Source organism: Pseudomonas gessardii (genome assembly GCF_001983165.1).
GTDB classification, from domain to species: Bacteria; Pseudomonadota; Gammaproteobacteria; order Pseudomonadales; family Pseudomonadaceae; genus Aquipseudomonas; species Aquipseudomonas gessardii.
Genome location: NZ_MNPU01000013.1, coordinates 58,352 through 70,424 on the forward strand (window position 1 = coordinate 58,352; position 12,073 = coordinate 70,424).

A 12,073-nucleotide genomic window follows, 5' to 3' on the forward strand; every position below is an offset into this window, starting at 1 on the left:
GATCAGCGATGGGTGGTCGTTTGCAGAGCGCGCCCCTTATCCAGGTAGGTGGCGAACTCTTCAGCGGGGACCATGCTGCCGCCGGTTCCCCAGATCAAGTGCGTGGCGTTGGCCAACTGCGTGGCCCCGATGCCAATGCGTTGCAAATACTGCGCGTCCTTGAGTACCCGCACAATGCCTGGCGCGCCGGCCAGGGCCGAAGGTTCGAGTTTTACCCCTTCAAGCTCATGGGCGAGGAACATCAGGCGGTAGAGTTCTTCGTCGGTGACGGTGTAGTAGCCATCGATCAGGCGCTGCATCGCCTTGCCGACGAAGCCAGAGGGACGGCCCACTGCCAGGCCGTCAGCCGCAGTGAGGTTATCGATACCGAAGTCCTGCACACTCACCTGGTCATGCAGCCCGGTATACACACCGAGCAGCATGCAGGGGGAGTGGGTCGGTTCGGCAAACACGCAGTGCACCGCATCGCCAAACGCCAGCTTCAAGCCAAACGCCACGCCACCAGGGCCGCCGCCAACTCCGCAGGGCAGGTACACGAACAGCGGATGCTCGGTGTCCACCCGCACCCCGGCCACTTCAAACTGCCGGGCCAGGCGCTCGGCGGCCACGGCATAGCCGAGGAACAGGTGGGGCGAGTTTTCATCGTCGATGAAATAGCAGGCCGGATCGTTTTGCGCCTGCTGGCGGCCGTTTTCCACGGCAACGCTGTAGTCGGATGCGTACTCCACCACCGTCACGCCGTTGGCGCGCAGTTTGTCCTTCTTCCATTGGCGCGCATCCGATGACATATGCACCGTCGCCTGGAACCCCAGCGTGGCGCTGATGATGCCGATGGACAGGCCAAGGTTGCCGGTGGAGCCCACGGCGATTTTGTACTGGTTGAAGAACGCCCGTGCATGCTCGCCGGCCAAGGCCGCGTAATTATCGTCGAGGCTGATCAAGCCGGCCTGCAGGGCCAGGTCTTCAGCGTGCTTGAGCACTTCATGGATACCGCCACGGGCCTTGATCGAGCCGGAGATGGGCAAGTCGTTGTCTTTTTTCAGCCACAGCGCGCCGCAGTCGGGGAGGGCGGCTTCGCTCAACAGCGCGTGCTGCATGGCCTTCAGCGGTTGGATCGCCGATTCGATGATACCGCCCGCCGCCGCCGTCTCCGGGAATACCTTGGCGAGATAGGGCGCGAAGCGAAGCAGGCGCGCGCTGGCGTCTTTTACATCGTCCAGGCTCAGGCCGACATCCCCAAGGGCCACAGCGGTCGGGGCGATCGCGGGGTTGAACCAACTGACTTGCTCAAGTGCGACCAGCGCCTTGATGACCGGGTGGCTTTCGTACCAGGCGTCGAGCGTTTTACCTTGAATCATGGGCACTGCCTTTGAAGTGGGGTTCATCATACAAACCGGGAAAGGATGAGGGTAAAGATCAGGGCCGCCACCGAAGCGAGCACGGTGGCGCCGGTGAATTTCTTGAGGGCTTCGGAGAGGGAAATCCCCAGGTACTCTTTTACGACCCAGAACGCCGAGTCCGTCACGTGGGTCCAGCCGATGGCACCGGCACCGATGGCGATCACCAGGATCTCGGGGCTGTATTGCGGGTTCTGCCCGAGGATCGGCAGGACCATGCCGGCGGTGCTGATCATGGCCACGGTGGCCGAGCCGACGGCGAAGTGCATCAGCCCGGCGATCAACCACGCGAGGAGGATCGGGTTGATGCTGGACTGCCCCAGCACATCCGCCAGGACCTTGCCGATACCGCTGCCGACCAGCATGTCGTTGAACGCGCCACCGGCGCCGATCACCAGCAGAATGCCGGCCAGTGGCGGGAAGCAGCGGTGGGTCAGCTCAAGCAGATCGCCCATGCCCAGCCCACGGCGCAGGCCCAGGGACCAGTAGGCAAAGCAAATCGACAGCGCCAGGGCAATCAGCGGGTTGCCCATGAAGGACACCCATTCAAACGCCATCGAGCCTTTGCTCAGTAAAGGTGTTGCCAGGGTTTTGCCGACCATCAACGCCAAGGGCAGCAGCACCGTGATCATTGCCATGGCGAAACTGGGGGCCTGGCTGTCATCGATGCTCCCCTCGCCACGCTCAGCCAGAAACTGAGCCTGACCGGCCGGGGCCTGCCGCGCGCAGGTCAGCTTGACCCAGATCGGCCCGGCAATCACCGCCGTGGGCAACCCGACGATCAGCCCGTACAGAATCACCTTGCCGATATCGGCATTGAGCATGCCGGTAATGGCCGTGGCGGCGGGGTGCGGCGGCAGGATGCAGTGCACCACCATCAGCGAGGTCGCCAGCGGCACGCCCAGGTACAACAGGTTGATCCGGGTCTGCCGGGCAACCACATAAATCAGCGGGATCAGCAGCACAAATCCCACCTCGAAGAACACCGGAATCCCGGCAATAAAGCCCACCAGCATCATCGCCCACGCGGCGTTCTGCTCACCCAGCAGGCGCAGCAGCGTGGTCGCAATGCGCTTGGCGCCGCCAGACTCTTCCAGCAACTTGCCGAGGATGCTGCCCAAGCCAATGATCCCGGCAAGGAACCCGAGCGTACTGCCCATGCCCTTCTCAAATGCCGAGACAATCGCGGTGGGGGTCATGCCCGTACCGACCCCCACCAGCAGGCTGGCGGCGATCAGGGCCAGGAACGGATGGACACGGCATTTACCGATCAGCACGACAATCAACAGGATCGACGCGCCAAGGATCAATAGAGAAAAGGTCGGGGACATGGGTGAGTCTGCTCCATCGCAGTTATTGTTAGTTGTTTGCGATGGATTAGATTTCAGGCCTATGGCGGGGACAAACGATGATTCGTCAGGCGCTAGTTGAAGCCTGTTCACTTATGGCCAGGGGCGCTGTACGTTCTCAGAAGTCCCAGCGCGTCGACAGCATGACGTTGCGCGGGTCGCCGTAGTAAACCGAGTTGTAGAAGCCAATGTTGGTGTAGTACTTCTTGTCGAAGACGTTGTTGATGTTGAGGGCGGCCGAGACGTTGTCGGTAACTTGATAGCGGGCCATCGCGTCGACTACCCAGAGTGGAGACTGGGAGAAGTTATCCTGGGTGCCCGTCGTGTAGTTGTTCGTCAGTAGCTTCCAACCCGTACCCTGCCAGCGCACGCCGCTGCCCACGGTGAGTTTGTCCAGCGGGCCGGTCAGCTTGTAGGTGGTGTAGATATTGACCTGGTCTTCCGGTTCCCAGGTGGACAGCTTCGCCCCCTGCTTGTCGCGCATGATCTTGTGGGTGTAGCCCGCCTGTAATTGCCAGCCGGGTGCAAGCTCCCCGGAAATTTCCGCTTCGTAGCCCTTGGTCTTGGATTCAACCCCCTTGTAGGCACCATCAAGCCCGGGGATGCTTCCGTTTACGTAGCTGTCGTCGGTGACTGCGCGATTGTCTTCGTGAACCTCAAAGTACGCGAGGCTGGAGTTCAGGCGGCCATCAAAGAACTCACCCTTGAGCCCGATTTCGTAGTTTTTACCTTCGTCCGGCTCCACCGGCTTGTCATTGATATCGCGGTATTCGCGCTGCGGCAGGTAGATATCGGTGTAGCTGGCGTATGCCGAGAAGTTTTCGTTGAGGTCGTAGGTGATGCCGGCGTAAGGCATGACCTTGCCGGTGTCCTTGACCTGGCTGGTGCCGGTCACTTCAAAGTTATTGACCCGGGTGCCGAGCATCAGGTGCAGGTCATCCGTCACGCTGAAGCGGGCGGTCATGTAGCCGGCGCTCTGGCGGGTGGTCTCGTCGTTGTAGCTGGTTTCCGGGCCCCGGCCTGGCTTAGTGGCATCGCCGTCCCAGTTGAAGTAGTCGTGGCTATTGCCATCGGTGTAGATGGCGCTGGTGTAGTTGCGGCCGATCCAGCGCGAGCGCGATACCGACGTACCGACCACCAGCTCATGTTCGCGGCCGAATAGGCTGAACGGGCCGGTGGCGTACAGGTCGCCGGTGTCGCTGGTGGTTTCACCGTCGTAGGCACGGGTCAGCAGCATGGCTTTGCCGGTGGTTGCGTTCGGGTTCAGCAGGGCAGAAAGCGGTGCGTCGTAGCCGTTGATCTGGTGGTTGTACTGGGCTTTGCCCACCCAGCCATTGTCGAAGGTGTGTTCCAGCGTCGCGAAGCCGGTGCGCGTGTACTGTGCCCACTTGCTGTACTTGGCCCCGTTGTTGAAGCCGCGCGGTGTGCTGATGCGATTGCCCGCCGAGTCATACAGCGAGGCCGAGCCCGACCAGCTGGAGCCCTGGGGATCGCTGTCCTGGTAGTCGGCGCCGACCGTCAGCAGGGTGTCGGGTGCCAGGTCGAACTCCAGGATGCCGTAGTACACGGCGGTCTGGCGCTGGTAGTGGTCGAGGAATGAGTGTTTATCCTGATAGGCCGCCACGGCCCGCCCACGGACGTTGCCGGACTCGGTCAGCGGGCCGCTGACATCCACTTCGGAGCGATAGTTGTCCCAGGAACCCGCGCCCAGGTCGATGTAGCCCTTGAATTCGGAGGTTGGCTTCTTGCGCACCATGTTGATGGTGCCGCCTGGGCCGCCGGCGCCGGTGAGTAGGCCGGTGGCCCCCTTGAGGACTTCGACACGGTCGTAGATCACGGTGTCTGTGAGGGTGTGGCCGGAAGAATATTGCGCATCTTGCAGGATCGGAATGCCGTCGTACTGGAAGTTGCGAATGGCAAACCCGCGCGAGTAATACGAGGTACGTTCACTGTCATAAGCGGCCACGGTGATGCCAGGGGTATGGCGCATCACGTCGTCGATTGACTTGAGGCTGAAGTCGTCCATGGCCTGGCGGGTCACCACGGAGATCGACTGCGGTGTCTCCCGTGGCGTCAGTACCAATTTGGTGGCGGTGGCGATGGTGCCCGGCGTGTAGGAGCCGGAGCCCTCGGTAACGGTGCCCAGTTGGTTGCTGATCACATTGGTGGTGCCAAGCTCCAGCGGGCCCGACGCTTGGGGGCGAGGTTTGAGCAGCACTGCGTTTGCGCCGTTCTGTTCAAAGTCCAGCCGCGTGCCCTTCAGCAGTTGAGCCAACGCCTGTTGGGCGGTCATTTGGCCACTGACGCCCGAGGATTCGACGCCCTGGGCCATGTCCGAGGAATACGCAATTTGCAGCCCGCTCTGCACACTCAACTGATCGAGTGCGTTGACCAGCGACTGCCGTGCAATGGCGAAGCTATGGGTGGTTGGCACCTCGCGGCTGGCCGCTGTGTCGGCGCGCTCGACGGCAACAGCGTGACTGCAGGCCAGGCAAATGGCGAGCGCAAGTATGCTCCGGGCGTGAGTCGAAGTGAGTGCTGGGAAAGGCATGCGGGCTCCGTCATGAATAAGAATTATTTGCAAAAGCAAAATCCTTGACGGGTTGAAGCCCCAAAAACCGTAAAACTTTTTTCGTGCAGGATCGGCCACTGCTTTTAGCGGATGACCAACGACCCGCCCGGCAGACGATAAAGCTGGGTGGCCGTCACTTTGCTCAGTGCTTGCACGATCGCCATCGGATCATCCAGTTGGTAGTTGCCGCTGACACGCTCACCCGCGGCGGCGGCGTTCAGGACAAAGATCGGCGCCGGGTAGTAGCGCTGCACTTCGTCAAGGACTTGCGCCAGGGGGGTGTCCTGGAAGGATAGGCGGCCATTGATCCAGGCCATCTTCCGTTCAGCGCCTTCCAGGGATAAGGGTTGCAAATGACCGTCATGGAGTTGCTGCCAGTTACCGACTTGCAACAGGCTCTGTTTGCCCTCGCGATTGGCAAAGCGCACCAGGCCCTGGCGCACGGCGACGACAACATCGTTGCCGCGCTTGCTGACACTGAACTGAGTGCCAACCACGGTAATGGTGGCGTCCGTCGTCTCGATACTCAGCGGACGCTTGGCATCGTGAGCGGCATCGACATAGAGCTCGCCGCGCAGGAGGCGGATGCGGCGTTGAGCCGCGTCGAACTCGGTGCTGATCGCACTGTGGCTGCCCAGCACAATGTGCGAGCCGTCTTCCAGGTCAAAGGGTTTGACCTGGGCGATATCGGTCATGTGATCGGCTTGCAGGCGCATGGGCACATCGGCCATCCAGCCGGCGCCGAGGGCGACCAGCAACACGGCGGCACTGGCAAAGAGTCGAGTCTTGCTGCGCCACGTTGAGGCCGATGATGGGGCCGGTGGCAACTCCAGGTCGACGGCCAGGTTTTGCAAGGCTTGCTGGAATGACTGAGCCTCCCACAACGTCTCTAAATGCGCATACGCAGCCGCATGCTGTGGGTCGGCGTCACGCCACCTGGCAAAGCGTTGGCCCGTGGTGGGGTTGCGCGCAATCTCATCACGCTGGGTAAACCAACGGGTCGCCTGCTCTCTGGCAGCATCGTTGGGGATAACGTTTTGAGTCGGTTCAGTCATGGTAAGTCGATAGCTTTGGCACAGGCATTGAGCGCATTGCGCAGGTCTTTTTCCACTGTACTCAAAGATACCTGCAGCCGTTGTGCAATATCGCCCTGAGACAAACCGTGCAGTTTATGCAGAACCAGGATTTGTTGCTGGCGCGTGGGCAAGGTCCCCAGCACCTGCTGAAACTGTTGCAGTTGCTGCTGGCCCTGGGCTTGACACTCCGGGCCCGGTGCCGAAGTCGGCACCTCGACCACCACGCTTTGAGCCAGCTGACACTCGAAACGCCTTTTACTGCGCATGCTGCGCAGGTGGTCAAAGGCTAGATACTGAGCGGTCTGATAGAGGAACGGATGCAGGTGTTCAATCGGTCGGCTATACAACGCTTTTGCCACCTTGAGGTAGGTCTCCTGGGCGAGATCCTCCGCCTGACTTGCACAGCCGACCACCCGCGACAACATACGGATTAACGCACTGCGCTGGCCGATAAAAAGCGCGCTGAGTTTCTTTTGATCGCCTTGCATCTCCATTGCCCCTGCTACCTTGGTGCTGAGCGATTGCGCGAATAGTGGCACACTATAATGAGAAGTCATCTCATTTAAAAGGTCTGTAGCATGACCTGCCTGGAGCGGGGGGCGGAAAGGCGAGAGTTTCATTGGGGCACGAAATCGCCTGGAACTCGAAAGCCTTCGTAGCTTGTGGGTTATAGGATTTCAGGCACAAAAAAAGACGTTCGTGGCGCCGGGGGGATTTGAACCCCCGTTTATTCCTCTAATTCTGGGGCTTCCAAGGCAGAAGCTGGCATAAAGCTGTCATTGTGAGTTTGATCTGATTCTTGCCGTTGAGTGTCTCGGGCAAACACCAGCTCAGCCTTTGCCCCGGCATTTTCGTCCGCCGATGGCATCCACCGGCCATATGTACGCGCGATCATCATCCAGTCGGCGTGCCCCATTTGCTTGGCGACCCACATCGGATGCTCCCCTGCTGACAGCATCATCGATGCGAAGGTATGCCGAGTCTGGTAAGGGCGGCGATACCGCACGCCTGCTTTTTTCAGTGCCGGTATCCAGAAACTCTTGCGTATGGCTTGATCCCCGCTGAAAGGCGTCTCGTAGCGCGGGTCGAGGAATATGTGATTGCCAGTATGGAAGGTGTAGCTCTTCTGCGCGATAAGGGCCTGTAACGCTGGTCCAAGCAGCTTGACCCGGCGTTCGGAGCTGTCGGTCTTGGTTATTTCTGGCTCATCAGCGTCCTGGGTCTGCGCCCGTACCACGCGCACTATGCGTTTAACCCAGTCGATGTCGTCCCACTCCAGCGCGATCCACTCACTGGGGCGCAGACCTGTCCAGAAAGCAAACTTATACATATTGTGCGCCGGGCCATCGAGCATGCTGAGGATGGCAGCTTGTTCTTCGGCATCGAATGGGTCTACGTCGTCGACCCTTTTCAGAGCGCGCTTGCGGCTGAATGTCCAGCCGGCAAGAGGGTTAGTTTCCAGCAGCTCGTCGTCAATGGCGTCGTTGAGAGCCGAGCGCAGACAGCTCTGGATGTTGGCCAACCGTTTGTTGCCCGTTTCGAGTGTCTCTAGCTGCTCGCGGATCATCCGGCGTGACAATTCGCCCAGTGTCCGTTCACCGAAAAGCGGGATGAGTCGACCCTGGATGATCTTTTTGTAGCCGGCAAAAGTACTGGATTTTAGTTGTGGCTGTTTTTTCTCCAGCCAAGTCGTGAGGTATCGCTCGAGCTTCATCTGCCCGACCGAACTGGAAAACTTTCCAGCCAGCTTGGACCTTGGAAAGGTGGTTGCGTAATCGAATGTGCCGATAGCTATGGAGTGTTCGATCGCAGCCTTATGCTGCTCGGCTTTTTTCAGGTTAGTGGCGGTGGGCTTGAGCGAGATGCGCTCGCGGCACCGAACGCCACGGAACATGAACGTGATTTCGATACTCGACTCGGACACTGCCCGGACTCCCCTCCCATCTCTACCCATGACTCATATCCCTCAACATCTATCAAAACTCGGCCATCTGGGGCCTTGATCCATATTTCCCCTAGCCGCCAAATCCCGTCGCGAAGTTTCGAGCGGATAGCGTCTTCGGAGTAGCCAGACTCGCTGGCGAATTTCCTGACGGTCACGTAGCGCATATGCCGTTAATCCTGACTCGTCAGGGTTAGCGGCTGCGCGCAGGATGACGTATCTGTTAGTTGACTCCGTTTCGCTGGAGCAGCGTTGTCTTCAGGCTTGTCGTTGACTTCTTGCATGTAAATGCAGCGGTTAACCCTGTGCTGATTCATTTTCCGAGTTCCTTTGAGCTACCCGGATAGGCTACGAGCGGCTGCCCGGAGTGTGTTTCGCTTTCAGGCAACAAAAGCGACGGAATTTGAAATCAGGATTTCCCAGCCAGGAAACGTGCGTGAGCCTGCGCGGAGTGACTTAACGCGAGTCAGGTTGCAGGTTGTCCTGTGAAACGCTCAGGTCTGCTGCAGCCTTTTCTGTTCGTATGCGATGCGGTTCATTACGCAAACTGGAATTGCGAATCCTTGGATATTTGTTTTGAGGGTTTCGCAACCGTCTTCGACTATTCCACAGGGCACACCCCGCCGGAAACGCATTCCCCTGCCGATGTAGTTGCGCAGGATGATTTCCCAGGACTCGTGGTCGTAGTAGAAACCTGTGATCTCAGCCCAATTGGCCTTGACTCCGCTTCCAATGACTCCTTCAGGTGTCAGGCAGAAAATTTCTACCTGGTTTTCTTGGGTGACTGGTACGGCGTAAATCCGGCCATTCGGTGCTACTGGTGGGAAAGTTCGCCCGTTCCCAATGTCACGAAATTCCATGGTGGTGCTCCGTGTGCATGACGTTGCGTGACACGCTATGCCATGTCTTGGAAATCCCAAGCCGGCTCCGTCGCGGGGGTATGCCGTTGGGTTTTCTGCAAGTCGCCGTAAGTTGTGGTGATCACAACAGGGAGTAGCGCCATGGGTAGTACATCAACAGTGATTCGAGTCAGCGTGCTGGCTGCGGCAGTAGCTTTTCTGGTTGGGTGCTCTGCCAATCAATCGCCGAAGACTGTTCAGCTTCCTGAGCCAAAGGATGTACCGAAAGAAAAATGGTCGGATGCGATGCACGTTCTGACTGCCATGGGGATCTCCGGGCAGCGTGACGTTCCAATCGAGATGGTAGGGGGAGTTGATAGAGTGAGCCCCACCAACAGCTCAGGGGCAGGGCTGGGGGATGCTGGATTAAGTGCGATTGGATATGTGTCACCACCTTCAGGCATGAGCGGTGGTGCAGCCGCAGGTATTGGCTTGGGTTTGATGCTACTGGGTGGATCAAGTGATCCGGCTCGGGCAACTCAGGTTGTTGCCTGGGTGCCTTCCGATCAGGCCGGCTCACCAGAGGATGCATCGGCCCTGGCTCTGCAGAAGGTGGAGGAGGTCCGCAGAAAGATTTTTTCAGGTGGTTTGTCAAAGCTGGGTATGCAGACCGGCCAATACCCTGATGGTCATTCGCGCTCGTACGCAACGCCAGCAGATATCTTTGCGGAACGTCCTATCCCATTCGCGGATACACCCGCTGCGTCACCAAGCTTCTTGGCGTCGCCTCGCAGCTACGGGCCGATATTTATCCGGCACAACCAGTTCACGCTTGATGCCTACAAGAACGACATGACGACTTCGGAAGCCATGTTAAAGGCATCGAAGTACCTACCCGAATGGATCTATATCTACCATCCTGGTCAGCGACTGAGGAAAGATTCAATCCCTACTGCCATCTTCAACCAAGGCCGAGCGCTTTACTTCGTAGGAAAATAATCCTGCTGGTCTTTCGTCGCTGGCTTTCGCAAGTCTGCGACGATTTTTTTGAGTATGCCTATCCAGATACAGGCTTATTTTGCCTTTTTCGGGCTTTCTGCTTGATAAGGAACACCCAAAGTGCAACAGTATTAGTAGAACGCCCTAACTGATACAGGCACCCATCATGTTCATCCGCGCATACCTCCGAGCTTCCACCGAAGAACAAGACGCTGGCCGCGCCCGCGCCTCGCTTGAGCAATTCGCCAGCGATCACAACAAGGTCATTGCAAGCGTGTATCTGGAGAACGCCAGCGGCGCCACCGCAGACCGGCCTGAGCTGCTGCGCCTGCTGAAGGATGCCCGCAAGGGTGACGTGCTGCTGGTGGAGTCGATAGACCGCCTCTCCCGCCTCCCGGTAGACGACTGGCAAAAGCTTAAGGCCGCTATCGACTCCAAGGGGCTGCGCATCGTCGCGCTCGACCTGCCGACCAGCCACCAGGGAATGCAGGACACGAAGGGCGACGAGTTCACCGGGCGGATGCTGGGGGCCATCAACTCAATGCTGGTGGAAATGATGGCGGCGATCGCGCGCAAGGATTACGAGCAGCGCCGCGACCGCCAGGCCCAGGGCATCGAGAAGGCCAAGGCCGCCGGCAAGTACCAGGGGCGCCCGGTGGACGCCGATCTGCACAAGCGCGTGTCCGAACTGCTCGGTGCTGGTCTAGGCATTCGTGCAACCGCACGGCACGCGAACTGTTCGACAACTACAGTCCTACGCATCCGAGACCAAATTTCTGCATGAATCAGATCAACGATCAGGGGCCACAGTGAAAAATTATCTAACGCTTTTGAAGCGCGGCAGCAAAATTGGTGGGGCGGCAGTTGGTGCGGCCGCTGGATCACTGGCTGGGCCGGCCGGAACAGTAGCAGGGGCGGCCGTCGGCGCGGCGCTTGGGGAGGCTTGCGTGGTCGTCCTAGACGACTTAGCCCAAAGGTACCTTTCACCAAAAGAAGAACAGCGTGTCGCCGGTGTGGCAGCCCTCGCCATTGACGGAATTCGCGAACGACTACTTTGGGAGCAAAAAAGAGACGACAACTTTTTTGAAGGGGATGGTGAGTCACCGTCCCCAGCAGAAGAGCTCTTTGAAGGAGTGCTACTAAACGCTAAGCAGGAGCATGAAGAGCTCAAACTCCCTTACCTTGCCAACTTCTATACGAACCTCGTTTTTGCTCCCTACGTGCAACGCGCGGAGGCGAACTATCTCCTGAGCATCGCTGAAGCACTGACTTACAGGCAGTTCTGCCTGATGAGCCTAATCAGCCAAACGGACAAATTTAAAGTCAGAGATACGCTCTGGGCGGAAGGTGGGGCCGTTAACGCAGACTCCATGGACGCGGCTCAGCAAGCTCTGTACCTGTATCAACGACAGTTACTTATCAGCTTCAGCAAGGAGCACGGCCGGGGAGGCTTTGTGTACGAAATCAACCTCGTACTTCCGTCTGAGGCGATTGTATCCGGTACGGGCAAACGGCTCGTAGATCTGCTGGGGCTAAAGAATATTCCAGCGGCAGAACTCTCAGAGCTAGCTTCACTTTTATGACGATTAGTCAGATAAGTTCCACACGGTTGCACCCATAGTGCACCCATGAAGCGAAAGACTGAAACCGTAAAATCTCTGAAAGCCTTGAATAATATGGTGTCCCAGGGCCGGTTCGAACGGCCAACCTTCCCCTTAGGAGGGGCAAAATTTCCGGTGTTTAAAAAGGTCCGCCTGAAACGGGGTTACATCAGCGCGTTGGTGAACTGCTTGGTGCTGGCCAGGGCATTCGGGCAACCGCTCGCCATGCAGGGTTCAGTACCACCACAGCGCTTAAACCCGATGAAGTGACCAAGTAGCGACGCAGTTTTGCGCACTG

General features: G+C 58.6%; 10 protein-coding genes and 1 pseudogene. 4 read left to right on the forward strand and 7 right to left on the reverse strand.

Translation table 11 applies throughout. The features are described 5' to 3' along the window. Window positions 1–2 precede the first annotated feature (2 nt). From dsdA to BLL38_RS11610, 7 genes are all read right to left on the reverse strand, one after another. Complete coding sequence (dsdA, locus tag BLL38_RS11580; protein WP_076962710.1) at window positions 3–1,358, reverse strand: D-serine ammonia-lyase; 1,356 nt, start codon at window positions 1,356–1,358, stop codon at window positions 3–5. A 26-nt stretch (window positions 1,359–1,384) separates the two neighbouring features. Further along, window positions 1,385–2,728: a GntT/GntP/DsdX family permease gene (locus BLL38_RS11585; RefSeq protein WP_076962711.1), complete on the reverse strand. Its 1,344-nt coding sequence runs from the start codon at window positions 2,726–2,728 to the stop codon at window positions 1,385–1,387. Window positions 2,729–2,864: 136 nt separating this feature from the next. Further along, window positions 2,865–5,297 (reverse strand): TonB-dependent siderophore receptor, encoded by a 2,433-nt coding sequence (locus BLL38_RS11590; RefSeq protein ID WP_076962712.1) that lies wholly within the window; start codon window positions 5,295–5,297, stop codon window positions 2,865–2,867. Between the two features lie 104 nt (window positions 5,298–5,401). Beyond that, window positions 5,402–6,373 (reverse strand): FecR family protein, encoded by a 972-nt coding sequence (locus BLL38_RS11595; RefSeq protein WP_076962713.1) that lies wholly within the window; start codon window positions 6,371–6,373, stop codon window positions 5,402–5,404. After that, the gene (locus BLL38_RS11600; protein ID WP_076962714.1) at window positions 6,370–6,888 is read right to left on the reverse strand and encodes an RNA polymerase sigma factor; all 519 of its coding nucleotides are present in this window, start codon (window positions 6,886–6,888) and stop codon (window positions 6,370–6,372) included. The genes BLL38_RS11595 and BLL38_RS11600 overlap by 4 nt, the downstream gene beginning before the upstream one ends. 233 nt (window positions 6,889–7,121) lie before the next feature. Next, entirely contained in the window at window positions 7,122–8,348 is a 1,227-nt protein-coding gene (locus BLL38_RS11605) for a site-specific integrase (protein WP_063033239.1), read from the reverse strand. 482 nt (window positions 8,349–8,830) lie between these two features. Continuing rightward, the gene (locus tag BLL38_RS11610; protein ID WP_076962715.1) at window positions 8,831–9,196 is read right to left on the reverse strand and encodes a hypothetical protein; all 366 of its coding nucleotides are present in this window, start codon (window positions 9,194–9,196) and stop codon (window positions 8,831–8,833) included. A gap of 141 nt (window positions 9,197–9,337) precedes the next feature. On the opposite strand from BLL38_RS11610, the gene BLL38_RS11615 reads away from it, so the two are divergent. The 4 genes and pseudogenes from BLL38_RS11615 to BLL38_RS31890 form a co-directional block, all read left to right on the forward strand. Next, complete coding sequence (locus BLL38_RS11615) at window positions 9,338–10,174, forward strand: hypothetical protein (protein WP_076962716.1); 837 nt, start codon at window positions 9,338–9,340, stop codon at window positions 10,172–10,174. Window positions 10,175–10,340: 166 nt separating this feature from the next. Beyond that, the gene (locus tag BLL38_RS11620) at window positions 10,341–10,958 is read left to right on the forward strand and encodes a recombinase family protein (protein WP_076962717.1); all 618 of its coding nucleotides are present in this window, start codon (window positions 10,341–10,343) and stop codon (window positions 10,956–10,958) included. Window positions 10,959–10,983: 25 nt separating this feature from the next. Continuing rightward, on the forward strand, window positions 10,984–11,757 hold the full coding sequence (locus BLL38_RS11625) for a DUF6861 domain-containing protein (RefSeq protein WP_076962718.1): 774 nt from the start codon (window positions 10,984–10,986) through the stop codon (window positions 11,755–11,757). A 182-nt stretch (window positions 11,758–11,939) separates the two neighbouring features. Beyond that, a pseudogene (locus BLL38_RS31890) lies at window positions 11,940–12,053 on the forward strand (recombinase family protein); the annotation flags it as partial. Window positions 12,054–12,073: the final 20 nt, after the last annotated feature.

Coding starts and splice junctions, on each gene's coding strand:
- BLL38_RS11610 (WP_076962715.1), bottom strand. CDS start 9,196: ATGGAATTTCGTGACATTGGGAACGGGCGAACTTTCCCACCAGTAGCA.
- BLL38_RS11595 (WP_076962713.1), bottom strand. CDS start 6,373: ATGACTGAACCGACTCAAAACGTTATCCCCAACGATGCTGCCAGAGAG.
- BLL38_RS11585 (WP_076962711.1), bottom strand. CDS start 2,728: ATGTCCCCGACCTTTTCTCTATTGATCCTTGGCGCGTCGATCCTGTTG.
- BLL38_RS11590 (WP_076962712.1), bottom strand. CDS start 5,297: ATGCCTTTCCCAGCACTCACTTCGACTCACGCCCGGAGCATACTTGCG.
- dsdA (WP_076962710.1), bottom strand. CDS start 1,358: ATGATTCAAGGTAAAACGCTCGACGCCTGGTACGAAAGCCACCCGGTC.
- BLL38_RS11600 (WP_076962714.1), bottom strand. CDS start 6,888: ATGGAGATGCAAGGCGATCAAAAGAAACTCAGCGCGCTTTTTATCGGC.
- BLL38_RS11615 (WP_076962716.1), top strand. CDS start 9,338: ATGGGTAGTACATCAACAGTGATTCGAGTCAGCGTGCTGGCTGCGGCA.
- BLL38_RS11620 (WP_076962717.1), top strand. CDS start 10,341: ATGTTCATCCGCGCATACCTCCGAGCTTCCACCGAAGAACAAGACGCT.
- BLL38_RS11605 (WP_063033239.1), bottom strand. CDS start 8,348: ATGGGTAGAGATGGGAGGGGAGTCCGGGCAGTGTCCGAGTCGAGTATC.